The organism is Vreelandella salicampi, assembly GCF_013415105.1.
In the GTDB taxonomy this organism is placed as follows: Bacteria; Pseudomonadota; Gammaproteobacteria; order Pseudomonadales; family Halomonadaceae; genus Vreelandella; species Vreelandella salicampi.
In genome coordinates this window covers 59,245-82,537 of the sequence record NZ_JACCDF010000013.1, presented here as the reverse complement: position 1 = coordinate 82,537, position 23,293 = coordinate 59,245, and the positions used below count along the sequence as shown (strand labels likewise).

34 protein-coding genes are annotated in these 23,293 nt (G+C 63.7%); 6 read left to right on the top strand and 28 right to left on the bottom strand.

Annotated features, from left to right (window positions below; genetic code table 11):
• Positions 1-8: 8 nt before the first annotated feature.
• From HZS81_RS14330 to HZS81_RS14310, 5 genes are all read right to left on the bottom strand, one after another.
• The gene (locus HZS81_RS14330) at positions 9-428 is read right to left on the bottom strand and encodes a type II toxin-antitoxin system VapC family toxin (protein WP_179931214.1); all 420 of its coding nucleotides are present in this window, start codon (positions 426-428) and stop codon (positions 9-11) included.
• Complete coding sequence (locus HZS81_RS14325) at positions 425-679, bottom strand: FitA-like ribbon-helix-helix domain-containing protein (RefSeq protein ID WP_179931213.1); 255 nt, start codon at positions 677-679, stop codon at positions 425-427. The genes HZS81_RS14330 and HZS81_RS14325 overlap by 4 nt, the downstream gene beginning before the upstream one ends.
• Positions 680-1,070: 391 nt before the next feature.
• On the bottom strand, positions 1,071-1,466 hold the full coding sequence (locus HZS81_RS14320) for a DUF6573 family protein (protein WP_179931212.1): 396 nt from the start codon (positions 1,464-1,466) through the stop codon (positions 1,071-1,073).
• Positions 1,459-1,812: a hypothetical protein gene (locus HZS81_RS14315; protein WP_022524285.1), complete on the bottom strand. Its 354-nt coding sequence runs from the start codon at positions 1,810-1,812 to the stop codon at positions 1,459-1,461. Before HZS81_RS14315 ends, HZS81_RS14320 begins: the two co-directional genes overlap by 8 nt.
• Before the next feature lie 251 nt (positions 1,813-2,063).
• Positions 2,064-2,288 carry a hypothetical protein gene (locus HZS81_RS14310; RefSeq protein ID WP_179931211.1) on the bottom strand — a complete coding sequence of 75 codons (225 nt, stop codon included), beginning with the start codon at positions 2,286-2,288 and terminating at the stop codon, positions 2,064-2,066.
• Between the two features lie 18 nt (positions 2,289-2,306).
• On the opposite strand from HZS81_RS14310, the gene HZS81_RS14305 reads away from it, so the two are divergent.
• Positions 2,307-2,795: a hypothetical protein gene (locus HZS81_RS14305; protein ID WP_179931210.1), complete on the top strand. Its 489-nt coding sequence runs from the start codon at positions 2,307-2,309 to the stop codon at positions 2,793-2,795.
• Positions 2,796-3,041: 246 nt separating this feature from the next.
• Here HZS81_RS14305 and HZS81_RS14300 read toward each other — a convergent pair whose 3' ends face one another.
• The 3 genes from HZS81_RS14300 to HZS81_RS14290 form a co-directional block, all read right to left on the bottom strand.
• Entirely contained in the window at positions 3,042-3,299 is a 258-nt protein-coding gene (locus HZS81_RS14300; protein ID WP_022524282.1) for a hypothetical protein, read from the bottom strand.
• A gap of 106 nt (positions 3,300-3,405) precedes the next feature.
• Positions 3,406-3,657 carry a hypothetical protein gene (locus HZS81_RS14295; protein ID WP_179931209.1) on the bottom strand — a complete coding sequence of 84 codons (252 nt, stop codon included), beginning with the start codon at positions 3,655-3,657 and terminating at the stop codon, positions 3,406-3,408.
• Between the two features lie 82 nt (positions 3,658-3,739).
• Complete coding sequence (locus tag HZS81_RS14290) at positions 3,740-5,782, bottom strand: hypothetical protein (protein WP_179931208.1); 2,043 nt, start codon at positions 5,780-5,782, stop codon at positions 3,740-3,742.
• A gap of 378 nt (positions 5,783-6,160) precedes the next feature.
• On the opposite strand from HZS81_RS14290, the gene HZS81_RS14285 reads away from it, so the two are divergent.
• Positions 6,161-6,811, top strand: a complete 651-nt coding sequence (locus HZS81_RS14285) for a hypothetical protein (RefSeq protein WP_179931207.1) — start codon at positions 6,161-6,163, stop codon at positions 6,809-6,811.
• Here the strand turns inward: HZS81_RS14285 and HZS81_RS14280 are convergent.
• The 16 genes from HZS81_RS14280 to HZS81_RS14205 all read right to left on the bottom strand — a co-directional run bounded on the left by HZS81_RS14280 (position 6,775) and on the right by HZS81_RS14205 (position 19,767).
• Positions 6,775-7,557 carry a M48 family metallopeptidase gene (locus HZS81_RS14280; RefSeq protein ID WP_022524280.1) on the bottom strand — a complete coding sequence of 261 codons (783 nt, stop codon included), beginning with the start codon at positions 7,555-7,557 and terminating at the stop codon, positions 6,775-6,777. The genes HZS81_RS14285 and HZS81_RS14280 overlap by 37 nt on opposite strands.
• 9 nt (positions 7,558-7,566) lie before the next feature.
• Positions 7,567-10,179 (bottom strand): TraG/VirB4 family ATPase, encoded by a 2,613-nt coding sequence (locus HZS81_RS14275; RefSeq protein WP_179931206.1) that lies wholly within the window; start codon positions 10,177-10,179, stop codon positions 7,567-7,569.
• 1 nt (position 10,180) lies between these two features.
• On the bottom strand, positions 10,181-10,678 hold the full coding sequence (locus HZS81_RS14270; RefSeq protein ID WP_179931205.1) for a TraV family lipoprotein: 498 nt from the start codon (positions 10,676-10,678) through the stop codon (positions 10,181-10,183).
• 4 nt (positions 10,679-10,682) lie between these two features.
• Entirely contained in the window at positions 10,683-12,170 is a 1,488-nt protein-coding gene (locus HZS81_RS18245; protein WP_179931204.1) for a TrbI/VirB10 family protein, read from the bottom strand.
• A complete protein-coding gene (locus tag HZS81_RS14260; protein ID WP_179931203.1) occupies positions 12,163-12,855 on the bottom strand; it encodes a TraK domain-containing protein in 693 nt (230 codons plus the stop codon). The genes HZS81_RS18245 and HZS81_RS14260 overlap by 8 nt, the downstream gene beginning before the upstream one ends.
• The gene (locus HZS81_RS14255) at positions 12,852-13,409 is read right to left on the bottom strand and encodes a TraE/TraK family type IV conjugative transfer system protein (RefSeq protein WP_022524275.1); all 558 of its coding nucleotides are present in this window, start codon (positions 13,407-13,409) and stop codon (positions 12,852-12,854) included. Before HZS81_RS14255 ends, HZS81_RS14260 begins: the two co-directional genes overlap by 4 nt.
• The gene (traL, locus tag HZS81_RS14250; protein ID WP_022524274.1) at positions 13,409-13,702 is read right to left on the bottom strand and encodes a type IV conjugative transfer system protein TraL; all 294 of its coding nucleotides are present in this window, start codon (positions 13,700-13,702) and stop codon (positions 13,409-13,411) included. Before traL ends, HZS81_RS14255 begins: the two co-directional genes overlap by 1 nt.
• 16 nt (positions 13,703-13,718) lie before the next feature.
• Positions 13,719-14,081 (bottom strand): TrbC/VirB2 family protein, encoded by a 363-nt coding sequence (locus HZS81_RS14245; protein WP_022524273.1) that lies wholly within the window; start codon positions 14,079-14,081, stop codon positions 13,719-13,721.
• On the bottom strand, positions 14,078-14,491 hold the full coding sequence (locus HZS81_RS14240) for a lytic transglycosylase domain-containing protein (protein ID WP_022524272.1): 414 nt from the start codon (positions 14,489-14,491) through the stop codon (positions 14,078-14,080). Before HZS81_RS14240 ends, HZS81_RS14245 begins: the two co-directional genes overlap by 4 nt.
• A 10-nt stretch (positions 14,492-14,501) precedes the next feature.
• Positions 14,502-15,287, bottom strand: a complete 786-nt coding sequence (locus HZS81_RS14235; protein WP_179931202.1) for a hypothetical protein — start codon at positions 15,285-15,287, stop codon at positions 14,502-14,504.
• The gene (locus HZS81_RS14230) at positions 15,284-15,928 is read right to left on the bottom strand and encodes an OmpA family protein (protein ID WP_053857272.1); all 645 of its coding nucleotides are present in this window, start codon (positions 15,926-15,928) and stop codon (positions 15,284-15,286) included. Before HZS81_RS14230 ends, HZS81_RS14235 begins: the two co-directional genes overlap by 4 nt.
• Entirely contained in the window at positions 15,928-16,536 is a 609-nt protein-coding gene (locus tag HZS81_RS14225; RefSeq protein ID WP_179931201.1) for a DsbA family protein, read from the bottom strand. Before HZS81_RS14225 ends, HZS81_RS14230 begins: the two co-directional genes overlap by 1 nt.
• On the bottom strand, positions 16,533-16,838 hold the full coding sequence (locus HZS81_RS14220) for a hypothetical protein (RefSeq protein ID WP_074211726.1): 306 nt from the start codon (positions 16,836-16,838) through the stop codon (positions 16,533-16,535). The genes HZS81_RS14225 and HZS81_RS14220 overlap by 4 nt, the downstream gene beginning before the upstream one ends.
• A 169-nt stretch (positions 16,839-17,007) precedes the next feature.
• On the bottom strand, positions 17,008-17,220 hold the full coding sequence (locus HZS81_RS14215) for a hypothetical protein (RefSeq protein ID WP_022524267.1): 213 nt from the start codon (positions 17,218-17,220) through the stop codon (positions 17,008-17,010).
• Positions 17,221-17,306: 86 nt separating this feature from the next.
• Entirely contained in the window at positions 17,307-18,914 is a 1,608-nt protein-coding gene (locus HZS81_RS14210; RefSeq protein ID WP_206679562.1) for a DUF4942 domain-containing protein, read from the bottom strand.
• 13 nt (positions 18,915-18,927) lie between these two features.
• Positions 18,928-19,767 carry a DUF4942 domain-containing protein gene (locus HZS81_RS14205; RefSeq protein ID WP_179931200.1) on the bottom strand — a complete coding sequence of 280 codons (840 nt, stop codon included), beginning with the start codon at positions 19,765-19,767 and terminating at the stop codon, positions 18,928-18,930.
• A gap of 107 nt (positions 19,768-19,874) precedes the next feature.
• Here HZS81_RS14205 and HZS81_RS14200 point away from each other — a divergent pair, with 107 nt between their 5' ends.
• Complete coding sequence (locus HZS81_RS14200) at positions 19,875-20,180, top strand: hypothetical protein (protein WP_022524264.1); 306 nt, start codon at positions 19,875-19,877, stop codon at positions 20,178-20,180.
• Positions 20,181-20,201: 21 nt separating this feature from the next.
• On the top strand, positions 20,202-20,483 hold the full coding sequence (locus HZS81_RS14195; protein ID WP_179931199.1) for a hypothetical protein: 282 nt from the start codon (positions 20,202-20,204) through the stop codon (positions 20,481-20,483).
• 3 nt (positions 20,484-20,486) lie between these two features.
• Here the strand turns inward: HZS81_RS14195 and HZS81_RS14190 are convergent, their stop codons facing one another.
• The 4 genes from HZS81_RS14190 to HZS81_RS14175 form a co-directional block, all read right to left on the bottom strand.
• Positions 20,487-20,714, bottom strand: coding sequence for a hypothetical protein (locus HZS81_RS14190; protein ID WP_179931198.1), 228 nt, complete (start codon positions 20,712-20,714; stop codon positions 20,487-20,489).
• Between the two features lie 76 nt (positions 20,715-20,790).
• On the bottom strand, positions 20,791-21,156 hold the full coding sequence (locus tag HZS81_RS14185) for a hypothetical protein (RefSeq protein WP_179931197.1): 366 nt from the start codon (positions 21,154-21,156) through the stop codon (positions 20,791-20,793).
• 7 nt (positions 21,157-21,163) lie between these two features.
• Entirely contained in the window at positions 21,164-21,646 is a 483-nt protein-coding gene (locus tag HZS81_RS14180; protein ID WP_206679561.1) for a PH domain-containing protein, read from the bottom strand.
• A gap of 4 nt (positions 21,647-21,650) precedes the next feature.
• Positions 21,651-21,968, bottom strand: a complete 318-nt coding sequence (locus HZS81_RS14175) for a hypothetical protein (RefSeq protein WP_022524259.1) — start codon at positions 21,966-21,968, stop codon at positions 21,651-21,653.
• A 474-nt stretch (positions 21,969-22,442) separates the two neighbouring features.
• On the opposite strand from HZS81_RS14175, the gene HZS81_RS14170 reads away from it, so the two are divergent.
• A complete protein-coding gene (locus tag HZS81_RS14170; protein ID WP_179931195.1) occupies positions 22,443-22,952 on the top strand; it encodes a hypothetical protein in 510 nt (169 codons plus the stop codon).
• A gap of 50 nt (positions 22,953-23,002) precedes the next feature.
• Positions 23,003-23,236, top strand: coding sequence for a hypothetical protein (locus tag HZS81_RS14165; RefSeq protein WP_179931194.1), 234 nt, complete (start codon positions 23,003-23,005; stop codon positions 23,234-23,236).
• The last annotated feature ends 57 nt before the right edge of the window (positions 23,237-23,293 follow it).

The window sequence follows — 23,293 nt, the reverse complement described above, 5'->3', positions numbered from 1 at the left end:
CATGGGGCTTATTCTTTCCATGGGTTGATAACCGTTGAACCCGCTGCCTCAAAAGGGCTGGTATCCCGTGTAGCCACCGCTAAGCCGTTGGCAGCCGCAATGGCGGCAATAAAGCCATCAGCGGCGGCAATCGCCAGCCCAGCCTTTTGGGCCTTGGCGATAAGCTCGGCGTAGGCTTGTGTACAGGGGAGATCGAACGGAAGCACACGACCGGCAAACAGGGGCAGTACTCGTCGTTCCAGGTTTTCTTGTAAGCCAGTCCGGCGCTTTCCTGCGGGAATCAGGGCAATGCCCGACCGAAGCTCTGCCACGGTGATGGCGGACAGGTAGAGGGTTTCCAGGGCCTGCGCGTCGATCCACTCGACAACGCGAGGCTCTGGCTCCCGGCGCAGTGGTTCGGAGACGACGTTCGTGTCAAGCAGGATCATTCAAAGTGCACCGGCTTGGCTGGCGTCTTGTCACGGACTTGCTCGAACACGGCAAACTCGTTATCGGTCAGCTTGGCCTGCTTGCCAATGTCGGCCAGCAGCGAACCCAGCTTGACGCGCCCCTCGGGCGCTACAGCGGCCTCCAGGATCTCGCGTACCTCGGCTTCCATGCTGTGCCCGTGCAGGGCAGCACGGACACGCAGGGCGCGGTGTACCTCATCAGGTAGGTTGCGAACAGTCAGCATGGCCATTGGAAGCGTCTCTCATTGCATTCAGTGCATTCATTGTATTTTTTTGACTGCACTGTAACAAGGTGCGGTAGCGGCGTGCCCCCTCGCACTACCAGGCGTTGATGTTCTCGTTTGGATACTTGCTAGGCAGAGCAATAGGCACCTTAGAATAGGTAGCTGTAGCCACCGCCTTCGCCACCGCGTGATGCCCAGCAACCTCAGCGCCTTGTTTGTGAACCAGGTTTTCAACTGCCTACGGAGAAGGTTCAACAAACGGATCATGTCCGTTTGCGTGAGCACTGCCTGGAGCCAAGCCTGGCAAGCAGCATCTTGAGACAGAGATGGTAAACCCCTGGCAGCACTAGGCTGACAGGGGTTTGAGGGCAAGAGGATGGAGCATGACGCGAGCGCGTCAGTCCTCCCCAGAGAGCATGATCGTGATCACCGGCTCATGGTTGTCTCCAGGGCCTATGTGCATCACGGCACGCTTGGGAACAACCCGTGGGCCGTTCTCCAGTGGTTCCATGACTCTCACCGTGTACTCGACTACGGGCGAGTCTCGCTCCTTGCGTGCGGCATGAACCGCGAGCGACAGAACATCCCACAAGCGGCCTGCCTCATCCTGAAGCGGGCCATGTGGCCTAGCAGCTTGGTCCCAAGCCACCAGCTCATGCCAGGCAGCAGTGGTCAGGGCGACAGGCACCTTGAACCCTGCTTCCTTGGCGGCTTCGTTGACTTCGATCAGATCCCCATCTGCGATGGCATCGCTACGGGTATACGAGTGGATCAGGTCAGTAGCCTCAAACATGAGCACGCACCCCCATGGACTGGGCTGCAAGGAAGGCTTCCATCGGCACTTCCGTCATGCTCCAGGAAGGCTCCCAGGCACCTTGGCGCATGACAAGGCGCGTCAGTCGCTCAGTAGCCATGCCAAGATCCCAGCGCTTGCAGCCGCGGGCGGCAAGGCCACTCGCTACATGCTCAACCTCCCAGCACCACGGCGCATCAAGATCCACGCCGTACCGCACCTTGAAGGTTTGGCCATCTACTCGCACCACAGCGAACACGCCAGGCTCAGTGCCCAGGTACTCTCCGTGGTTCCCGTTCTTGCGGGTGAAGACAACGGTTTCCAGACGATCGCCGATCGTTTCCATGATTGCTTCTCTCTCTCTTGGTTCTCTCACATTCCTGCGGATGCAGGTCTCAAGAGGAGGTAGAGGCAGGACTGACACTCGACCGGGAGCGTGGTGGTAGGGTAGCGGGAGCAGTTTCGCATGCGAAATCGGAGACAGAGCGACACACCATGCCCCCTCCTTCTGAAGACCTCAGAGGCGCCAGCCACAGCGATGACAGAGTGATCGAAGTCCGACACCCTCAGCACCCTGATAGCCCCGACCCTGTAGCGCTACTGCTCATCCAGCGCACCGAGCAGCAGGTGGGTCAGGATCGACGCCTCACGCTCAAGGTGAGGCGCATCGGCAATCACCCCCTGTTTGGCACCAACCAGTTCTCCTGGTCTGCCTGCTACTCGCCGGGTGACAACAGGGAGCCCGAGCGCATCAAGCTCACTGACGGGCAACTTCGCCCCGGTGGAAACGTCATCATCGGCATGCACGACCTTATCGGCCACCGCGTTGGCACATACCTCATGGCAGAGATCGTGGCATGGGCCAAGCAATGGCCCACCGCTGAGGTCATGCGGATCGACTTGTCCTGGCAAGACGAGAAAGAGGGTCGCTGGGGAGGGAACAACAAGGAGAGGCGAGATCGATTCTATGAGCAGTTCGGCATAGCCTTTGCCCCGGGCACACCCGGTCACAGCATCACCGCCAAGTCCAAGTCCAAGCCCATGCGAGCCGGCGAGCTGGTCACAGAGGAAGCGGAGCAGGCCTGGAGGTCGAACATCAGGGAGAGCAGTACCGTCGACGCGATCGCGGAGCAGCAGCGGGAGATCACCATGCTGGCGCAGGAGTGCCAGCGTCTCGAGAGGGAGGCCATGCGGCTTCGAGAGGCCTGCCAAAGCACTGCACGCCGGCCTGTCAGGCAGGTGTTGTCACGCATGGCTGCCAGCCCGTATGCCTGGGGTATGGTCGTTGTGGGGGCTGTCGCCCTATCCCTGTCCAAGGTGGTGGGGTAGCTGGCGCTCAGGTAATCGGGAATCGCCGCGGCCCCTGAAATGGAAAAGGCTCCCGGAGGGAGCCTGTTGAATAGCAAATCACAATGATTTGTCCTGGCGAGAATGACAATCTCCAGGATTGGGCTAACTATTGCCGTTGCGATGCTGCTGGTGATCGTTGCGCAAAATCTGAACGTAAGTGAAACCACAAACGCCTGCCATAAGCAGGGCAAAAGCCAAGATCATCCAACCAAAAGGTGTCATAACCTACTCCTCGGTATCAGGTCGGCTGCGCTCGTTGAGCGCATGCAGCATGATGCCTGTTACCCAGATGATAGCACCCAGAGCAAACAAGGCAACGGAATCGCCTAGGGCGATCTTGTCACTTGGGGCGAATAACCCGAGTACGCCGGCACCCATGGCGCCGATACCCAGCTTACGCACATCCTCTGTGACAACCTGGAGGCTTGCAGGCCTCATCAGTGGAGGTCGCTCTCGCAACCATCGTCGGATCTTCTCAAACATGTTTTCCTCCTCATTCCTGCTCTAATGCAGGTCTCATAAGGAGGTAGGGGGTGGGGTGACACTTGGAGGGAAGCCTCCCGCAGCAGCAGCTGGGGGAGGCAGGGAATCAGCGATCCGGGCGGACAACTAGGCCATAGAGCCCGTGCGTGACCGGATAAGTGCGGCGCTGGCCATCGATCGAAAGCCTCGCGGAGGCCGAACAGGGCCAATCACGTCGATGGAACCGCACCTGGGCGCATCTGCGCTCAATACCGAATTCGGCAGGGTCTGCACCTTCATGGTGGCGCTCATACGCTCGCCAGAATCCACGGAGGTCGCTCTCCTCCCGAACGATCAGCACGTCTTCAGTGTTCTGCATGGTCTCTCTCCTCATTCCTGCGGGATTGCAGGTCTCGAGGAGAGATAGGGATGGCCATGACTCCGGTGGCCTCCCGCAAGGATCAGCTGAAGAGCTTGGGCGGCCCTGCCACCTCGGCCTTTGCTCGCTTGCCCTTCGCGCCAGCACCATTGTCGCTGCCAGCTTGTGACGCACTCCCACCTGAGTGGCTGGCGGCTGCCTTCTTCGCCTTAGCTCGGCGCTTCTGCAACCGCCGCTCGATTGGCGACAATTTCGCCTCGGCCTCCTGGGCTCCTTCCTCGGCCTGCTCGCCTTTCGGTGCAACATCCCCACCTACCGGGTCGTCCTTCGGTGCAGTATCCCCACCGGACGCCGCAGCCTCTTTCGGTGCAGCATCCCCACCTACCGGGTCGTCCTTCGGTGCAGCGTTCCCACCGGCCGCCGCAACCTCTATCGGTGCAGTATTCCCACCGCTGGCTGGCGCTGTGCTGGCGCTGTCATCGTCCTCGAGGAGCCAGGAGGCGTCATGCTTCGGGGCCTGCTCCGGGGTGGGCTCCTCGCCTTTCGGCGCAGCATCCCCACCTATCGGATCGCCCTTCGGTGCAGCGTCCCCACCGGCCGCCGCAACCTCTTTCGGTGCAGCATCCCCACCGCTGGCTGAGGCCGTGTTGGCGCTGTCATCGTCCTCGAGGAGCCAGGAGGCGTCATGCTCCGGGGCGGCCTCACCGGCCGCGTCGGCGGCCTGCTCGCCCTTCGGTGCAGCGTTCCCATCGGCCGCCGCAGCCTCTTTCGGTGCAGTATTCCCACCTACCGGGTCATCCTTCGGTGCAGCATCCCCACCGCTGGCTGAGGCCTTGCTGGCGCCGTGATCGTCCTCGAGGAGCCAGGAGGCGTCATGCTTCGGGGCCTGCTCTGGGCTGGGCTCACCGGCTGCGTCGGCGGCCTGCTCGCCTTTCGGCGCAACATCCCCACCTACCGGGTCGCCCTTCGGTGCAGCGTTCCCACCGGCCGCCGCAGCCTCTTTCGGTGCAGTATCCCCACCGTTGGCTGGCGCTGTACTGGCGCTGTCATCGTCCTCGAGGAGCCAGGAGGCGTCATGCTTCGAGGCCTGCTCTGGGGCGGGCTCACCGGCCGCGCCAGCGGCTTCCCCTCCTTTCGGTGCAGCATCCCCACCTACCGGCTCATCCTTCGGTGCAGCATCCCCACCGGCAGCCGCAGCCTCTTTCGGTGCAGCGTTCCCACCTATTGGATCGTCCTTCGGTGCAGCATCCCCACCGCTGACTGGCGGCGCGGCATCCTCGAAACCATCATCCAGCAGCCATGACACGTCACTTTTCGAGGCCTCATCCTGGGCCGGGACAACCCCAGCGCCAGCGGCTTCCCCTCCTTTCGGTGCAGCATCCCCACCTACCGGGTCGCCCTTCGGTGCAGCATCCCCAACGGCAGCCGCAGCCTCTTTCGGTGCAGCGTTCCCACCTACGGGCTCGTCCATCGGTGCAGCGTCCCCACTGCTGACTGACGCCGTGCTGGCGCTGTCACCATCCTCGAGCAGCCAAGGCGGGCTGTCCTTCTGGGCCTTGCTCGGCGCAGGCTCCTCGCCTTTCGGTGCAACATCCCCACCGGCAGCTGGCGGCTCCACCTTCCCGGCCTCGCCTCCAGGTTGTGAAGCGGCGAAGAGGCTGACCTCGCATACCTCGGAGGCAGGGATGCCCTTGGGAATCTCGGCACGCTCTTCACGCTTCCCGCTGTCCTTGGTCGGCACGACGCCACTGCCAGCGCTGGTGCGCAGTGGGCCGATCACCGTCACCTCATAGGCTGTCTCTCGCGGATAAAGCCCGTGATGCTCCTCAGGCAGCTCGACAGCGATCATGCCCCGGAACTCAATGATGCCGGATCGCACGCGCCACAGCGCCTGATCAGCTGGTAGCGTCCACGTCTTGCTTGTCTCACTGCCTTCCGGCACGCCCTCGGCTTCGGTCACCAGCCACCCGCGATCATGGAGCGCCTTCAAGAGGATCTGTGTGAACTGCCCAGTCTTGCCAGGGGCGCGATAGCCGCCGCCAAGCGCCTCGGCAACACCCTGCCCCAGCTTGGTTAGGGCGGCTTCACGGATCATCGGCTCGGACAGGTACAGGCGGTCGCCCACGCGAAAGCCCGCCGCCTTCACCCCCTTGGCCAGGCCCTTGACCTGATAAGGCACCAGGGGGATGACGCGCAGGAAGGCATCGATCGCCAGCTCCTCCACATCCACTGACTCCAGAACCTTGCTCTTCTCGGTGCGCGTCGTGAGCCCATCGATTTCCCGTAGCTGCTGGAGGAGGGTGCTCGCTCGACGCAGGCCTTTGTCGGTGAGCCCTGGGAAGGTGCGCGGCATCTTGGAGGGCGAGTGCTCGTACTTGACCGCCAGCAGAAGGATCGCCCGTTCATCATCAGGCAGCTCCCACCAGGCGGGAAACTTCGGCAGGAGTCGACCACCCTCCTTGTCGTGAGGGGAGAGCCGTACCCATTCGCCGTCCAGTTTCGCATGCGAAATCGTCTTGCCGATGTCGTGCGCTGCCGCAGCAAGGGGCAGAAGAGGGTCGGCCCCTTCATACTCGAAGGCCTGATCCATGACGCCGAGGTGGTGCTCGAGCAGCGTCGTCCCATGGCCATCCCCGCAGTAGGCGTCAGGGTGTGCTTGCAGGTAGCCCAGCAGCTGGTGAATCAGCGGGAGATGATGGCGGGGCACGTCACCCGCCAGCTGTGCCTTGATCGGCTTGAACTTCACCGGGGCGGGTGTGGGCATGGACGTGATGGTGAGATCCATGCCACGAAACTCGCCCCGGGACTTCGCTCGATACCGACGCACGACCCGGCCGACCAACACCACCATGAGGACGATCAGCGTCCCCACGCCCATGCCGCCAACCAGCCAGGGCCAGACAGTATCTACCCTGGCCACCACCGCCTCTGTGGCGGCAGAGGCGGCGTTCGCGGGATTGATGTCACCCCTGTCCGCATCCCAGAAACCACGAGCCTCCAGCCACGCCTGGAGCGCTTCTGGCCCCATGGCGTAGAAGGCCACCATGCCAGCAAGGCTGTAGAAGACCGTCAGGGCAATGACGGATCGCAGGAGAGTCGAGCGATAGCCCATCAGGCTCATATCATGCGCTCCAGACGCCGAATCCGCCGATAGGTGGGCGGGTGAGTGGAGAAAAGCCCCCAGCTGGGTTCTAGGCCAGCTGGCAGGCGGCTCAGGAGATAGCAGCCGGCCACCGCCGTGGTGGCGCGTGCGGCATCGCTGTCAGCGCGATACTCCATGAGGCGGCCCAGGTGCCGGTCTAGCGCCTTGAACAGCCACAGCGCCAGCCGCAAGCCCAGGAAGGCGACGTTGTAATAGAGGCGGCTGACCAGCCCCAGGACAGGCACGGGACGCAGCAGCGTGTGAATCACCAGGGCCACACGGAGCGCCAGCCGCAGGATGAGGTGCTGGGTCCACCACCAGAGATTGGCCGAGGCATCCCCCCGGCGCAGGTGCGATCGCTCGTGCGCCAGCAGCCAGTCAAGCTCTGCCTTGGGGAGGTTCAGGGCAGCCCGCGTCAGAACGACCACGCCACCCGTAGGGCTAGGCATGGCATAGGCCTGAAGGGCAGGGGACTCGTAGACCCAGACGCGATCAGCCAGCTCGCGAGCCCCGGGGAACAGACGGCCGACCCGGTAGCTGGCTGGCGCCAGCCGATACCCTAGCCAAGCGAGGATGGAGACGGCGGCTCCCGCCAGAATGGTGCCTTGGGCCAGGGTGTGCGAGACGGCCATCTCGCCCGGTGGACGCAGCAGCTCCAGAGGCGCCCCGATGAACACCACCACAGGCAGCACCACCATGACCGAGTAGCCCACCGCCCCAGCGAGACAGGCCGACAGGGCGGATAGAAGCGCCAGCACCAGCCAACCCTACCCTCGCCCTTCGGCGAGCATGCGGATGGCTTCCTGAGTGCTGTGGCCCGCCTCGGTGAGCTTCATCAAGCGAGCCTGATCCTTCGGGTTGGTCGAGTAGAGGAAGTACGAGTAGGGGTCGACCACGAACCTGAAGAGACCACCGCCGCTCTCGTGCTTGACGAACACCTCGGAGTAGCCCGCCCCGGGCTTCACGCCTCGCAGCATGTCGAACAGGAACTCGTCCTCGCCGCCCAGCTTGCCGTTCTTCTCGGCATAGTCCAGCGAGGGGCCGGACTGCTTGAGCACAAACGTCCAGGGCGCGTTATCGAAGGCAGCCTGGGCAGCCGGCGAGAGGTCGGTGTCCTTGAAGCCCTGGGTGATGAAGCCGGCGCTGCCGTAATACTTACGGATACGGCGGAAAGCGGTCTCGATGAACTTGCCGCTCTTGGGGTCCGCCAGCAGATCCCAGGCCTCATCGATCAGCATCATCTTGGGGATGTTGCGGGGGCGCAGGTACATGTCCCGGGTGGTCCGCGCCATCAGCAGCGTCATCACCACGTTGCGCAGCTCGCGGTCGACGTTCAGCTCTTCCAGCTCGAGGATCGTGAACTCGTTGGAGAGGTCCAGCTGCGGCTCGCCGTTGAACCAGGCAGCGTGGCGGCCGACCGCATAGGGCTCCAGCTGCAACGCGATGTTCTTGGCCACGGGATCACTGTCTGCCCGTTTCGCCAGCCACTGGTAGACGTGCTGGGTCTCCATGACCTCACCGTGCGCGTCATGGCTCTCCAGGATGGCTTTCTCGATCAGCTGGTACTCGTAGTTGTCCGGCTCCCCAAGCGGGAAGGCCATCTGCGAGATAGCGTCCTTGAGGACCGGGATCATCTCGGCGATCTCGCTCCCCCCGTCATCATCGTCGTAGCGCTGCTTGCCACGGATGCCCCAAAAGGGGTTGAGGGACACAGGGTAGTTGGGGTCGAAGCGCAGCTCCTGGCCGCCCAGCAGCTCGCACAGCTCCTTGTAGGAGCCGCCCACGTCGATGATCCGCACCACACCATCCCGACAACGCATGTCGGTGACGAACTCGTTGGCGAGGAATGACTTGCCCGCCCCCGAGGTCGCGATGACCGAGAAGTTGTAGGAGGTCGCCGAGTCGAAAATGTCGATGCACGACATTTGCCCCCGGCGCGAGACCAGGAGCAGGCCGTTGGCATAGAGGTACGGGTTGCCCTGAGGGTCTTTGCGGACCACCGGGCCATTGCCGCCCCAGTCGCCCTGGCAGATCGACGCACAGGCCCCGTTGAGGCTCGAGACCATCTGTGCCCGCTGGAGGCCCGAGGTCGGCTTGTCCATGCGCGGGTTATAGCCCCAGGGCAGCGAGGACAGCCAGATCGGCAGGGTGATGTAGCGCTCGCGGGACGCCCGGAACCCAGCCTTCCGCCACAGAGAGGTAACGTAGTCGGCATCTGAGGCAGCACGCTCTGGCTCGGTGATGATGTTGATCCCTGACCACATGCGCACCGGGCAGTAACTCGAGCGGGTGTCGTTGAGCAGCTGCTGGGTGTCCCGGCGCCGAGTGAACAGGTGGGGCATCATGCCCTTGTACCACTCGGAATCGCTCATGCACTGCTTGGAGATCATCCCCATGCGCATGGTGATGTCGTTCCGCGCCTTCTCGGTCGACGGCTTGTAGATCGTGGTGTGCATCCAGTAAGCCGGCGCGATCCGGTCGGTGGCCGACTTCAGCTCGCCCAGGAGGTCACCCGTCATGTAGAGCCGCAGGTAGTCCGGGTAGGTGTCGATGGTGATCGGCACCACGTCGACTTCGCGCTCGTCATCGCTGAACTGGATGGCGCCAGACGACTTCACGCGGACGCGGGTGCGCTTGTCGAATATCGAGTCGACAAAGCTCCCATCCTCCTCCTCGAGGCGCTGAAGCTCACCAGGCACCATCTGCGGATTGGCGATCCGGCGCAACACGCGACGGGCGCCCAGCTCGTTCATCAGTGCGGGGCCAAGTCCCATCGAGGCGAAGGCCCCCTGCACCGACTGGCGAAACTCGTCGCACATGTGGCGCCACGAGCGGATCTCCTCAGCGTGCTCCGGGTCACCGTCGAAGGTCATCGTGAAGAAGGCGAAGTAATGAACCTCGCGAGGGTACAGGCGCTCGTTCGGCAGCAGGCTCTTGTTGTTGGCCGCTGCATCGAGCATGTGCTGGCTCCGGCGCTCCACCAGCTCCTTGAGCATGGGGTCTTTGCAGTAACGCAGCCGCCGTGTCTCCCAGGTCTGGATGCGGTCCTCGATCGCCGGAGAGCTGTGCGCGACGAACTGAATCACCGTGTCAGCTGGCGCCCGGGTAATCAGCGACTCGATCTGCTCCTCGATGTCCTTGCCGGCGACCATGAGCGGGGAGAACTGGATGCCAAACCCCAGCTGGGGGTGCTTGCCATCATCCCTGACACAGTAGCCATCCTCGTAGTCGAGGTAGGGCAGCAGGGTGGCCGGGTCATCCCGCTCGGTCAGCGCCTCGGCCGCCTGGAGAGGGAGAGCCCGGTCTCCGTAGTCCGGTGCCCCCTGCTGGATCATGCGGCGCAACTGGTGCCGCATGCGGGTCATCGCAGTGATCTTCATCTCACTCCTCCGGGACGATCTGCATTTGCGGCTGGATGCGGTTCGGGTTCGGCTGGCGCCCACGGCCCGCAGGCGCAATGTGCAGCTCGCCTGGAGCAGGCCCGATCATGCCGGCACCGACGCCTGCCTCGCGCAGCTCGCCATAGCGCCATGAATCGGGAAGGGTGACGTAGAGGTATTCGCCTGAGCGGAGAATCCCATCGTCACCGCGCCACGGGGCCACCCAGATACGCACGGGCTTGCCCGGTTGGTATACCGGCTGGTCAGTGAGACCACCCCCGCTGTAGGGGCGCCACTGCTCGATCTGCTCCTCCTCAGCCTCGGAAGCGGGCTCCACGCCCTCCATCACCGACTCGCTTGAGCCCTCATTGGCCACGGCTGCGGTGTAGACATCACTGGTGCCCACGCACTCTTCGCCGAGATCGCAGTCATGTTGGACGGTGGCGCAGCCGCCGAGGAACAGCAGGGCGCCCAGGGGGATCAACAGCTTCTTGGTCATCGGGTTACTCCTGGGTCGGCATCTTGTCGGCCAGCTCGTAGGCTTCCCACTCAAGCTGCTGACCTTCCTGGATCACAACGGTCCCGCGGCGGCCAGAGGGAACCTCGATCACCGGGAACATGGATTCGGCTTCTTCGATGTAGCGCTCGGCCAGGATCTCCATGGCACGGCCAGCACCGCCGTACAGGCCCACCTCGCCAACGCTATCGGGGTCAACGGTGGTCACCACGCCACTGCCGGTCACGGCCTGCTCTGCCCCCTGGGCAGCGGTCGCCGCGAGGCTGCTGGCGCCTTCAGCAAAGCCAGCCAGCATGGCCTTGCCCAGCAGGGCGCCAGCACGACGCTCAACATTGCCGCGCAGCCCCAGGCGGCCATCGGAGTCCACGATGTACCCATTGATGGGGGACTCGAGCATCATCCCGGTCTTGGTGTCGACGCAGGAGATCCGGGTGACATTGATGTGCGCCCGCTCGCTCGAGAGATCCCCGTAGCCACCGCCCATGCCAAAGCAGTCGGCGAGGCGATACCGGGCACTACCCGGGAGGAAGGCATCGTTCTGGATGCGGAAGAGCACCGGCTGCGGGTTGTTGCGCGTCCGTTCGGCGGCACCGAAATCGGCCCCGGTCAGCATCGCGACCTCGGAGAACGAGCCCATCGGGAGGAACCCCGCCTTCGGCGGCCCCATATTCTCTTCGTCATCCTCTTGAGCGACTTCCTCGTTGCGGATGATTCGGGCATTGGACTCACCGATCGAGCCATCGAGCACGATAGGTTCGGCAGGCTCATCGGGCTGCTGGAGCTGGGGCAGTTGCGAGGGGATGACCCCACCGCTCGAAACAGATGAGGCCTGCTGGCGCGGGGGCAGGTTGCCTCGGCCTGAGTCGCTGTCACGACGCGCCAGCGGGGGCGGCGGAACCACACCGGAGTCATCGCCCCGCGGCGGCCGGAGGTAATCAGTCGGGGAGCGGCTGGCATCGCTGTCGTTGTCACGCGACCCGGTGCCAATCCGTACCCCAGCATCGCCGTCGCTGTCCGAGGCATTCACCAGGCTCTCGCGCAGCTCAGCCATGGTGGTCTGCATCGTCTCGCGTTCGGTCTCCATGGAAGACTTGATCGACTCCAGCTGCTCCATGAACTCTTCGTCACGCTGCTCCTGGCGCTCACGCTGCTGGGCAATCTGCTCATTGGCGTCTCGAAGCTGGCGCTGAAGTCGAGCGATCGTGATTTCTTCGCCCTCGCGAGTGTTCGGCGAGGTGTCTACGAACTCGGGAGGCGGCGGGGCGCGGTCATCATCACTGTTGCGCTCGCTGATAGCCTTACTGGCCACCAGCCACACCACCAGACATGCAGCCCCTCCATAGAGGAGCCACTTGCGCGTCTGCGCCCGCTCCAGCAGGCCTTGAGACACGATCTTGGACTTGGCCTTGGAGACGGCAGAGGCTTTGCCGCCACCGCCTTCCTCGGGCTGCTGTTTGCCTTGCTCTTCAGCCACGGTCCACCTCCACGACGATCATCCGAGGGTTCTGGCGCTCGCTCACCACATCCCCATCCAGGGAGATGGCCACGACGCCGGCCCGGTAGAAGTCTCGAGGCTCGACCTCCACGGAGGTGTCCGCCGACAGGACATAGACGTTCACCACATGGCCGGAGCCACGGTATTGGTCCTGGGCGGTGAGCTTGAGGGTGCCGCCGTTGGGCATTTCCATGCGGGCGCTAGACGGGCGACCCGATGGCTCGAACCCGGCAGGGCGGCCACCCTGGAAGGCGGACAGAATGGTGTCGGCTATCCAGCGATCCTTGGGCCGGCTTTCCTGCTCGGGCTTTTCAGAGAGGTCAGGGGCATTCCGGTAGCGGAACACCTGGGCTTCGATGTCAGCATCCGGCGCCAGCTTCACAGTGAAAGCCTCGCCGCTCTTCAGCTGAACGAAGACAGAGAAGGGCTCTGCATCCTCAGCCGGTCGAATCAACAGGCCCCGCTTACCATCGGTGGGCACGGGGTTATCACGCAGCTCGGCTTCCGGGGGAATCACGATCTGCGAGTACGGCTCGGGGAACACGAGCCGGTTATAGGCATCAGTGGACACAGCCACCGTTTGGACTTCATCGCTGGCGCTGGCGAAGGGGGCGGCGACCATGGCCGCCGCCGCGATCAGCCCCAGCATCTTGGGCTTGTTCATTCTTCCTCCACAGAGAAACCAGCGACGTAGGGCACGCCATCGCTGAAGGCGTAGCGGACCCGGTAGGCGATCGGCCGGTCTTCAACCTGCTCGCTGCCGATCCAGGCGCGAAGCCGTCCCGTGACCCGAACGGTGTCTTCCAGGGCCTCGGTGTGCTCTACGAACAACGCCTGGGAGCGTTCGGAGTTTTCCAGGTCCGGTAGGCGGCCCTGAAGGTCGTTGCCGACCTTCGCGTACAGGGCCGGGGTCATCCGGTTCTGGAAGCGTGCGTACTGGCTCTCGACGTTGTTCGGGGTCCAGGTGCTGTGCAGCTGGGTGTCAGCCACGGCTATCTCGGTGAGGTAGTCCTCATCGGTGTAGCCGGCGCTGGCGCCCACCTCGACTGGCCCCTCCATGAGGTGCAGGTCATAGGGGACCAGCCGGGTCGGCATGTTGGCACTCAGCTGCACATAGCTCTGCATGACGTAGATCAGCAGCCCAGCCAGGAGCAGGGTGCAGAACATCCAGCCCCGGGCCGCGATCCACTGATTACGGAGTGCGTTGAGGTATTTCATCAGCGGATGTACTCCAGGCGCATGGGACGAGGGGCGTACTTGCCAAGTAACGGGTCAAGCCGCAGCCCCATGCGCCACAAGACGTGCTGTACCTGCCCCCGCTTCTGGCCGGCACGCATCTTCTTGGCCGCCATCATGAGCAAGATCCCGGCCACCAGGCCCGGGATGAAGAACCGCATGATGATCCCCACGCCGATGACCATGATGGCCACGACCACCTCGGTCATTTCCCACGCGAAGATGGGGATTGGCGCGTCGACATCTTGTGGAATCCGATAGGACTCGTTGGACATGACCCGTTACTCCTTCTCAGGTGCCTGAGAACCAGCTGAAGATTTCCTTGATCATGAAGGGGCCGACAGCGAAGGCGCCGGCAATCCCCAGGCCAAGGAAGGCGGGAGCTGCGGACTGGCGACCCAGACCCACCAGGCAGCCGATGATCAGCGCGAGGATGGAGATGCCGATACCGAACGGGCCATGCGCCAGCTCCTCCACCTTGTCGGCGAAGTCCTGGAACTCGGTGGACTGCGCCCAGGCGGGCATGGCCATGAAAAGCGTGGTGGCCACCAGCAGGGAACGCTCCCCGATGCGCTTCTTGTTGGTCGTCAGCGACTCGCGCAGCTGGGCGAACTTGCTGGGCTTGGTGTCGCGGATCTCGACGGAAGTAGTCATTGGTACTGATCTCCTAGTGTCGCAAGGACTTGGTTTGCGTATTGCTGGCCTACCGGGCTCTCCGGTGACCCTGCGTTGTAAGCGGCCAAGGCCGCTTCCCAGTCGCCATAGCGCGTGATGTTCTCGTAGAGAATCCACGTTCCAACGGCGATGTTCGTACACTCGTTTTCCAGCAGCTCCTGCTCGGTAATCCCCCACTGCTGGAGGTGATTCCGGTTGGTCTCTGGATCGAGCCACCATGTATTGATCTGCATGGCACCGAGGTCATAGGTGCCGTTCTTGTTCGGCCCGATACGGCCGACTGCTTGGCCGCGGCTCCCGCTTTCTTGCTGGCGGACAGCAGCGACTACCTGGATGGGCACCTCGTAGTAGGCGGCGATCTCAACGGCACAATCGGGTAGGGCGAACACTGACGACCTCCTAGCTCTGAGCCTGATCAGCAGCCGTCGCCGGCTGGCGCTCGTTTTCGGCGCTGGACTGCGGGGTGGCGTCCTGCCGCTCGGCGGCCGGCTTGGGCGCCTCGAAGGGGGTCAGCATGCGCTCGGCGACCATCGCAGTTGGGGTGACCCGATCCATCACCAGGCCGACTTCCAGGCTCTCCTCGAACCCGCCCTCGGCGCCTGGCTTGGGGATCTTTCGCAACAGGCCGGTGACGCGACCCTCGACGTGCAGAGCGGTGCCGGCCGAATACTCCGCGAGGCGGTCGACCACACGACCAAAGGCCGCCATGCCGATCACGCCGGTATGCTGGAACGAGCGGCCGAGGTCCGGGCGATCCGGGCCAATCTGGAGGTAGGCGGTGGAGGGCGGCCCCTCCTTCTCCGGGCTCTTCACGCCGCGCAGCAGGCCCACCGCGATGAAGCGGTTGAACAGGTGCTTCTCGATGTTGCCCTCGATCATCGGCGTGGCCGGCTGGATGTTGTTGGCCACCAGCTCAGCGCTCAGGTGTTGCTCGCCGGAAACCTGGGAGCGACGCACAATGCCGCCGACATGGCCGAAAATCTCGATGTAGGAATCCACCGGCAGCTTGGCCGCACGGTCGGACAGGTGCCCCGGGATGCGCACGATGATCTGGTTCACCGACTGAATCAGCGCGTCGGTGGTGCGCTTGTTCTTGCCGACCTTCAGGACCATCAGGCCGGAGCGACCGGGCTCCTTGGGCGGCTCCTTACGGAGGATCTGGGCGTGGGCGATAAAGACGTTCATTGATCTGCCTCCAGGTGAAAAATCTCGGCGCGACGGTTGGCCGCCCGCGCTGTATCGGTCGTGCCGTCAACCAGCTTGGGGTAGGTGCCATGCCCTTCCGTCAGGAAGCGGGCATCAGGCCAGGCCTTGCGAAGCTCACTAGCGATCGCATCGGCTCGGCGTTGGGAGAGGGGACCGTTGTAGGTCTCGGGTCCGATATGGTCGGTGTACCCGACCACGAGCACGCGCCCGGTGAGCGCTTCCCCATCCAGGAAGGACGCAAGCTCTCGCTGGGAGGCCGGGGTCAGGGCGGTGGAGTCGAACTCGAAGTGGAATCGCGCCAGCGGCACGCCATCCAGGGCGTCCTTGTACTCATCCGGCATGGCCGCGTAGCGGGCCTGCCAGTACGCCTCGTCGTAGATGGTGCCGCCCTGGGCATACCGCTCCAGGCCTTTGCCGGCGCCGTAGTACCAGTTGTAAGTACGGTTGGCGTAGACACCCAGGTGCTCATAGCCCGGGACTAGGACATAGCGGCTGGTCAGGGTGTTGTAGGCGTCAGGCAACACCTCCCATCGCTTGGGCTCCTCAGCCGGTGGCTGGGCCACACAGCCAGCGAGGGTGGCCACGAGCGAGGCGGCCAGCACGGGGTTTCGCAAGGACATCAAAGGTTCTCCAGATACTTGATTACCGCCTCGGCCTTCTCATCCACGTCGCCAGTCAGGCTCAGCAGCTCGACACCGGAGCGAGAGACGACAGCAAAGGCTGGGTACTCCCGCAGCTCGGCCCGCTGAGCCAGCCGGATGGCCCGCTCAATGGCCTCAACTGAGCTGCGGTCCTGAATGCGGTCTTCAGAAAATGGGTTCCAGCGGACTTGGGGAACGTGAAGCTCGAGATGCGCCAGCACCTCATCGAGGTTTTCGAGAGGGACGCCAGTTTTCCCGGCTGTCAGGAACGCCTCACGGACCTCCTCAGCGATCCCAGGGATCTCACGGGAGGCGTAATAGGTGCGCTCGCGCCAGGCACGCTCGAGGCTGGTGTGGGAGGGGAGAGGGGCGTAGCGGTACTCAAGCTCGGCGTCTTCGACGGCTGCCTCGATCGCCGGGTGGTGATCACTCATTGCCTGGCAGAACTGGCAATCGAAGCTGGCGAACTCGACCAGCGCGACAGGGCGTGGTTCAGCAGCCGTCGCGCCAGCACTGACCCCCACGGCGAGCAGGGTGGTGGCCAGGGTGCGAAACAGAGCGGGGAATCGACGGGGTGCGAACATCATTCGCCCTCCCCGGTCGGCGCCTCGGGATCGGTGCCTTGCTGGCTCTCAATCCAGGCGTCTTCGTGCAGCAGGCGCCACACGGTAAAGCGGCAAGCGTAGTCGGCAGACTCGAAGCTCTCCTGCACCGAGTCCTGATATTCATTGAAGGTCAGCTGTGTAAGGGACGTTGCCACATTGCCGAACCACAGAACGGGTTGGCAGGTGCGCTCAATACGAGCTTCTGAGTCGGTAGCCAGGACGATCCATGCAACCCAGACAAGAATGGCCACGCCGATCAGCGTGCTACCACGAACTCCCATCATATTCCGCCTCCCAGCGGTGCTCTCTCATCAGGTGCCCGAATGGGCCTCGCTGACTGATAGGGCGGCCACTGACACTAAATGGCGGGGGAGGGCGATTTTTTTTCGATCAGCGCTGGATGCGCGGTCATCACGCGCTCTGCGGCAAGGGGGAGCGCCTGCTGGCGCGGGCTCAGAACAGGGCGAGTTGGTCGGTAGGGGCCGGCGTCGTTGGGGCCGGCGCCGGGGTGGCGCGATCGGGGTAGCAGCCTGACGCATCATCAGCGCCAGCCAGCCAGGCCAGGTCTTCTGCCGTCCAAGGAGCGTAGGGGGACGGCTGGTAGTTGCCCAGCGTCCGGTACAGCTCATGCGATAACTGATACGCCTCTCGGCAAGTACGGTCCATGCGATCACCCTTCCTGTCTCGCGCCTTGCGATGCTATCCCAAGGGCCTGAGCTGGCGCGAGCGGGCGGCCCGCGCCAGCCAGCCAGTTAAACGGCGGGGCGGTCGGCCACCAGGAGCACGACCGTCACGCCGGTTCCCGCGAACTCCCCCTGCCGAGGCGCCGACCAGGACACGTCCCAGCCCGGCAGCACGTCCTTGCCGCGCAGGGAGCCCGGGAGCACGGCCACCAGGCGACCGCCTGGGGTGACACACTTCGCCGCAGCGGCAAGGTGCAGGGCCGCACGACCGTGGCTGAAGGGCGGGTTCATGACGACTTTGCTGAAGGCGCCAGCCATGCGCCCATCTTCAGCCCAGTCCAGAAAATCCGCGTGGTGACAGGTGTAGCCCTTCGCCGCGAGCACCTTGCAATGAAGGTCCGCCAGCTCCACGCAGGTCGTCTGCGCCTGTGGCAGCCACTCGGCCAGGTGGCCCTGCCCTGCACTCGGCTCCAGGATCTTGTCGTGAGGGCTGATCTCGGCGAGGTCCACAGCCTCCTCGGCCACACTCACCGGGGTCGGGTAATACTGGTGCGAGCGTTGCTCAGGCAGGCAGCCGGTCATCACGAGATGCGCCAGCGCCTCCTCGGGGTCATAGTCGAACTCGAAGGTCGCCATATCGACCTTGGCACCCCCGATGCCCGCCAGGGCCTCCTCGATGGCCTGGCGCTCGCGCTTCGACTGCTGATCGAGCGTGTACCAGGAGAGGCTGAGCTTGCGGCCGTTGAGGCGGGCGTCGGCGATCTGGCTGATCACTGCCGAGGGCAGGGGCATCTGAAGGGCGGCAAAGTGCTTCTTGCTGGCGCCAGCAGAGGGCCGCTTGCGGAAGGCAGCCGGGATCGCAGCCGGATACCGGCTCGCCAGAATGGCATTGAGCCGATACGCCAGCTCCGGGTGAACCTCCACATGGCAGGTGCCTTTCTTGTAGAGCTTGAGCCGGATGGCGCCACCATCCAGGTCATGCCATACCCCAAGGCGGCGCTTCACGAGATCCAGGGCCTTGCGGGTCGTCCCCGGCAAGGGCTCCTCGCGCCCCATGAAACGCGCCAGCACAGTGCGGAGGTCGTGGATATAGCCGCAGCGGCGAGAGTCGATGAAGTCCAGCACGTCGAGCAGGCCACCGAAGATCATCTTCTTGCTGAACCCTTCCGGGCGGTTGGTGACATGCTGGCCCGACAGGGCGCGGAACACCCCATCTACCTTCTCGGCGAAGAACTCGGCCCGCTGCAACAGCAGTTGCTCCAGGGTGGCTCGAACCGTGGCCTCCTCGAACGCAGGGGCCTTGTGGCGGCGGATCTCGTCATTCCACTCATAGCGACGGTCAGCCGGCATCACGTCGAGCACATCAGTCAGCGCCAGCGTCCGCTGCCACATGTCTGCATCCAGCGCCCCCACGGCACCCTCGACATCGAACAGCCGTGATACCTGATGGCCGCCGAATCGGGAGAGGTCGTGCTGGTTCCCCTCCAGGAAGTAGCCCATGGCCGCGCTGTATCCCTCGCCAAGAACGAGGTTGGCCAGTCCCTCGATCTCCGCTTTCCTCGTCTGGCGCTCGCCCACGAGGCCGTCAATGAGGTCGGTGGAGACGGGGGCGAAGAACTCCCCGAGGTCGTCCAGGTATTCGGTGCTGGCGCGAGTGTCGATAGCTTCGTGAATCATGTAGGTGTCCTCCCTAGTAGCGCTCGTGCGCCAGCGCGGCGCCGTAGTGTTCCGCGATCAGGCCGTTGATCCGGTCAATGTGGTCGGGGCGCTTCAGCCAGAGGTGAAGGTTCCCGTTCGCAAACCAGCGACAAACCAGCCACTCCGTTTCCATCTCCCCCGCCCGGTCGCCATCGCCCATCAAGGCGGCATGGCGCTGCTCTTGCAGGCGGTGGGCCAACCGCTGTTCATGGGGCACTTGGGAAGGCTCCAGGCCCTCCAGCACCAGCAAGATGCGCTCCAGGTCATCCACGCGCTCCCTGGCGCTCCCGAAACTGCGCCAGCCGCCGTGCTCACTGAACGCTTGCTCGACCACCAGCCGCCGCTTGACCTTGAACGCACTGTGGCTGCGATACCGCTTGCAGAGGCTCTGGAACAGCTCGACCACCCCGCGCCGGAATACCTCATGGCGTGTCTCGAACAGGGCCACAAAGGTCGATTGCACGTTCTCCCGGCTCAACGGCAGAGGGTCATCATTGAGCTGGCGCTGCACCTCCTGCTTGTCCTGGGCGGTCATCACGTCACCCAGGCCGGAGCTATCGAGCAACCAGCGCCAGCCATTGGCATCGAAGGTCTGCCGCGCCTCGTTGGCGAGCCGGTCACAGAACGCCTCGGGGCGAACGCTGAGATCGTGCCAGGTCAGGTGCCGGAGCATGGAAGCAAACCGGAAGCTGCTGATGGGCATGAGGGAGGCGGCCTCGGCCAGTTGCGCCGCTGCACCCTGCACCAGCGCCAGCGCCTTTTCTCGACGCGCCAGCAGATCATCCATGGCGCCCAGGGCGGGGGACGGGAGCTGCGTCGTGTCTTGCTGCATCGGTAGCGGCCTCGCTGCGTTGTCGGTACGATGTAAACAGATTACGACACTAAAAGTATTTACATCAAGCATTTTTAGCGTGCAATGCACACTTTTAAGGAGGGCGCGTGGAAGATCGGGACATCAGCAAGGGGCAGCTCTATGCAGCTCTGGCGAGGCTAAGGCTTCGCGGAAGGGCTTGTGATGCTGCCGTTGAAGTGATCGAAGGAGTGTGCGCTACCTATGCCGAGGCCGCGCAACGCCACGGCATCAGCCGGGCGGCTGTCTCACAAGCCGCCAAGCGGATTCGGGCCGAGGTCGATCGAGCCTTCGTCACGGTCGAGGTCAGATTGCCGCACGACTGCGCGAGCGAGCTGGAGGCGTGGGTCAACGCCAAAGGGGGCAGCGTGTCGCCCAGCGACAAACCAGGCTGAGGATGCTGGGCACTGGGAGCCATGGCGGCTGGCGCACTATGGATGCCGATAGCCATGCTGGCGCAGGCCAGCCCAGCGTCACAGAGCGAGCAGCCTCTAGCGCATGACGATTCTCGCGCCCTGGAGGGACAAGCCCGAGGCGTCGTCCTTCAGGCGTCCCGTCAGGCAGAGCAGCGGCAAGCTGAGGAGAAGCGAGGGTGGCTGGCGGCTCAGGAGCGCCGACTTCAGGCAGCACCGCCAGCAGAAGGGAGGCTCAACGGTATCATCGTGCCCGAGGACAACGGGCGCGACCCTGGAAGGTGATGGCTATGGGGCCTTGCGCTGCTGTGCGATCTGGTCTGCGGCGTCCATGATCTCGCCAGCGGTGAAGTACATTTCCTTGGCCGAGGCCCCCAGATAGCCGATTGGCTTGGGGAGGTGAACACCGTACAGCGGCTGGTCGTGACGCACCGCTTCCTTCAGCTCCGCAACCCGCACATTGAGGATGCGGGCTGCGTTGGCTACGCCAATCCTTGTCGAACGAAAGTCGGCCATGCCGTTATCCCCTCCTCGGTAGTCGAGCCTGACGTGATCAGGCCGCAGGATGCCGAGCGGCATGGCGTGTGGCAAGTCACAGCGAGGCTTCGTTGCCACCCCTGACGGCGGGCCGGTAGCGGCTCAGTACGTCCTCCAGGTCATCGGGGATTTCCAGGCACGAGCGAAGATCGCATTGGGCGTGGATCAGCAGCGCCAGCTTCGGCGTCCACTCCGGCAGCCCAAGGTGGCCGATGTACTCCTCTGCCACCGGGCCAGCCAGGAACTCAGCCGCCGAATACTGGTGCTTGAGGTTGTCGCTCTTCAGGTCATCAATGGCCTTCAGGAATACCTGAGAGAGTAGCTGGCGCTCGGGCAGGGTTTCCTGTCCTCTAGGAGCGCCAACGGCAACATGGTGGCCGGGGATCAACACACTGGCGAGGGTCGAAGTGAGGTTTTCCATGGTCTTGCTACTCCCCTCCCGCGGTGGACGCCTTGTTGCTCACGGAACCGTCGATCGCGGCCATCACGTCCATGGGGCGCGATACGCGATCGAAACGGGCCTCACTGGTGCCTGTGCCAGCGGCGGACATTTCCACGGTGCCATAGCCCAGCAGCCGCCCCATGATGGTCTGGTTCACCTCCGTTGAGCGGATGTGATGGATGTGAAGCGGTGTCACGCGCCGAGCGATGATCCCATGGCGCTCAATGACGCGATCCGGCTCGATGACGTACTTGTGAGCCAGCCGCTGGTAGGCCACGTTCAGCAGCCCCCAGGCGGCTACCCCCATCCCGGCCCAGGTAAGGGCGGCTGTCAGCGGCGCGGCGGGGTTCACCCCGGCCAACGTGAATGGGGCGTCGGGGGCAGCATACAGCGCCGCCCCAACGGGGATGAGCAGCCAGTAGCCCAGCAAGGCACGGTGGCTGACTCGATAGGTGATGCTCGTACTCATCGAACTATGCTCCGGCTTGGGCCACCTCCGCTTTTTCAAGCCGGTGGCGCAGTTGTGAATGAACCGTCTCAACGTGGAACAGCTCAATTTGGTCGTCAGGCCAGCGGATCAGCACGAAGCCATCGCGCAACAGGTGTGTGAGAGGGGTAGGGCCACGAATGACGGGGGAGGGGGTGCTGTCGATGCAGCGCAGCTCCCAGCGGCGAGTCGAGCGGTCATAGAGGAGCGCGGCGTTTTCCTCGCCGCCAGGCCACTCAAGGTTGCAGTCGCGGGCAAGACGCCTGACTAACTGCCGGGCCTGGCGGGTACTACGCTCGCTCATACACGACCTCCAGCCCCCAGACTCGCTCAACCGCGCTTTCGATCTCCTGCCTCACGCGATCCATCGTCAGTAATCGCGCTCCCTCCTGGTCGATCCCCAGCACGAGTTTCCCGTTGCGTTCCTGCATTGAGGCCCGTCCCACAACGAGCCTCGACAGCAGGGAAAGGTCGGCTTCTGCCTCCTGAATCAACGTGTCAGAGTCCATTATAAAGCCTTATCTATACAATACGACGTTTTTTAGTTAAGTCCACCCGGCGCATCGGCGGTCGCCTTGCCAGGCCATGCGGTTGCGGTATCAGACCAACGCCTTTGCGGTACACTCGCTTTAGCGATTTCGCATGCGAAATCCTGACCCGAGGCAAGCATACTGATACGCAAATGATGCCGCATCGGCTTGAGCTGTAAACCGTCGTATTGTATAATTACAAGTATCGAGCAACATTGCTCGGGATCACAACCAAGGGAGAGAAGAAAATGATGATCAAGCGCACATTCCAAGGTCTGGCTGCCACTTCCCTGCTCGTTCTGGCGACAGGCTGTGCCGTTCCGCAAAGCGCAGGACACCTCCAGGGGGCCGCAGCCAATGCCATCGGCGGCGTTGCCGACGCCATCAGCGGTCGCGGCTCCAATAGCGCCAGTGCCGCAGGCGCACGGGCAGCGGGACAAATGGGCGGCGTTCGCGGCCTGGTCAATGGCGGCAGCGCGGGCATGAGCGGTGCCGCCTACGGCGCGGCTGGCGCAACGGCGCTGGGCGTGGTCGATAAGGGGATGCGCGGGGCTTTCGCCGCCATGCAAGGTGATCCCGAGGTAGGGTTCGAGGACGTAGCCAACATGCAGCAGAATGTCACCAAGAGCGATCCGTATGTGGACGCCGAAGGTCGCACCTGCATCGACTACCAGATCAGCGTCACAGGCGGCCCCGAGGACAGCGAGCAGAACGTCACCACTTGCCAGAACGCAAAGGGTGATTGGGAGAAAGTCTGATCGAGCAAGGGGCCGCGTCCAGCGCGGCCCCCAACTGAAAGGAGAGCATCATGGGCGATGACACCCTCAACACCTCACGTTTCACCAAGCCTGCCCTGGAGATGACCCGGCTTGAGGCATACACGATGGTCGCCATGCACGCGATCCTGCTTGGCGAGGGAGGGGGGCAGCTCAGCCCCGAGGAAGTTGGAGAGAACGCGGCTGCCATGGCCGAGGCATCCCTATCGGCTGCCTCTGACACCCTGGATGATCAGCCGGATGAAGCTGCCACTCCGGCACAATAAGAGGGGTGAGTCGTCGCCCCATGAATGACCCGACCCGACCGGGCAGCCTCAACACTG

Excerpts from the sequence above, each read along its gene's own strand:
- HZS81_RS14330 (WP_179931214.1), bottom strand. The coding sequence starts at position 428 with ATGATCCTGCTTGACACGAACGTCGTCTCCGAACCACTGCGCCGGGAG.
- HZS81_RS14325 (WP_179931213.1), bottom strand. The coding sequence starts at position 679 with ATGGCCATGCTGACTGTTCGCAACCTACCTGATGAGGTACACCGCGCC.
- HZS81_RS14320 (WP_179931212.1), bottom strand. The coding sequence starts at position 1,466 with ATGTTTGAGGCTACTGACCTGATCCACTCGTATACCCGTAGCGATGCC.
- HZS81_RS14315 (WP_022524285.1), bottom strand. The coding sequence starts at position 1,812 with ATGGAAACGATCGGCGATCGTCTGGAAACCGTTGTCTTCACCCGCAAG.
- HZS81_RS14305 (WP_179931210.1), top strand. The coding sequence starts at position 2,307 with ATGGCAGAGATCGTGGCATGGGCCAAGCAATGGCCCACCGCTGAGGTC.
- HZS81_RS14300 (WP_022524282.1), bottom strand. The coding sequence starts at position 3,299 with ATGTTTGAGAAGATCCGACGATGGTTGCGAGAGCGACCTCCACTGATG.
- HZS81_RS14295 (WP_179931209.1), bottom strand. The coding sequence starts at position 3,657 with ATGCAGAACACTGAAGACGTGCTGATCGTTCGGGAGGAGAGCGACCTC.
- HZS81_RS14285 (WP_179931207.1), top strand. The coding sequence starts at position 6,161 with ATGCGAAATCGTCTTGCCGATGTCGTGCGCTGCCGCAGCAAGGGGCAG.
- HZS81_RS14275 (WP_179931206.1), bottom strand. The coding sequence starts at position 10,179 with ATGAAGATCACTGCGATGACCCGCATGCGGCACCAGTTGCGCCGCATG.
- HZS81_RS14270 (WP_179931205.1), bottom strand. The coding sequence starts at position 10,678 with ATGACCAAGAAGCTGTTGATCCCCCTGGGCGCCCTGCTGTTCCTCGGC.
- HZS81_RS14260 (WP_179931203.1), bottom strand. The coding sequence starts at position 12,855 with ATGAACAAGCCCAAGATGCTGGGGCTGATCGCGGCGGCGGCCATGGTC.
- HZS81_RS14255 (WP_022524275.1), bottom strand. The coding sequence starts at position 13,409 with ATGAAATACCTCAACGCACTCCGTAATCAGTGGATCGCGGCCCGGGGC.
- traL (WP_022524274.1), bottom strand. The coding sequence starts at position 13,702 with ATGTCCAACGAGTCCTATCGGATTCCACAAGATGTCGACGCGCCAATC.
- HZS81_RS14245 (WP_022524273.1), bottom strand. The coding sequence starts at position 14,081 with ATGACTACTTCCGTCGAGATCCGCGACACCAAGCCCAGCAAGTTCGCC.
- HZS81_RS14235 (WP_179931202.1), bottom strand. The coding sequence starts at position 15,287 with ATGAACGTCTTTATCGCCCACGCCCAGATCCTCCGTAAGGAGCCGCCC.
- HZS81_RS14230 (WP_053857272.1), bottom strand. The coding sequence starts at position 15,928 with ATGTCCTTGCGAAACCCCGTGCTGGCCGCCTCGCTCGTGGCCACCCTC.
- HZS81_RS14225 (WP_179931201.1), bottom strand. The coding sequence starts at position 16,536 with ATGATGTTCGCACCCCGTCGATTCCCCGCTCTGTTTCGCACCCTGGCC.
- HZS81_RS14220 (WP_074211726.1), bottom strand. The coding sequence starts at position 16,838 with ATGATGGGAGTTCGTGGTAGCACGCTGATCGGCGTGGCCATTCTTGTC.
- HZS81_RS14215 (WP_022524267.1), bottom strand. The coding sequence starts at position 17,220 with ATGGACCGTACTTGCCGAGAGGCGTATCAGTTATCGCATGAGCTGTAC.
- HZS81_RS14210 (WP_206679562.1), bottom strand. The coding sequence starts at position 18,914 with ATGATTCACGAAGCTATCGACACTCGCGCCAGCACCGAATACCTGGAC.
- HZS81_RS14205 (WP_179931200.1), bottom strand. The coding sequence starts at position 19,767 with ATGCAGCAAGACACGACGCAGCTCCCGTCCCCCGCCCTGGGCGCCATG.
- HZS81_RS14195 (WP_179931199.1), top strand. The coding sequence starts at position 20,202 with ATGGCGGCTGGCGCACTATGGATGCCGATAGCCATGCTGGCGCAGGCC.
- HZS81_RS14190 (WP_179931198.1), bottom strand. The coding sequence starts at position 20,714 with ATGGCCGACTTTCGTTCGACAAGGATTGGCGTAGCCAACGCAGCCCGC.
- HZS81_RS14185 (WP_179931197.1), bottom strand. The coding sequence starts at position 21,156 with ATGGAAAACCTCACTTCGACCCTCGCCAGTGTGTTGATCCCCGGCCAC.
- HZS81_RS14180 (WP_206679561.1), bottom strand. The coding sequence starts at position 21,646 with ATGAGTACGAGCATCACCTATCGAGTCAGCCACCGTGCCTTGCTGGGC.
- HZS81_RS14175 (WP_022524259.1), bottom strand. The coding sequence starts at position 21,968 with ATGAGCGAGCGTAGTACCCGCCAGGCCCGGCAGTTAGTCAGGCGTCTT.
- HZS81_RS14170 (WP_179931195.1), top strand. The coding sequence starts at position 22,443 with ATGATGATCAAGCGCACATTCCAAGGTCTGGCTGCCACTTCCCTGCTC.
- HZS81_RS14165 (WP_179931194.1), top strand. The coding sequence starts at position 23,003 with ATGGGCGATGACACCCTCAACACCTCACGTTTCACCAAGCCTGCCCTG.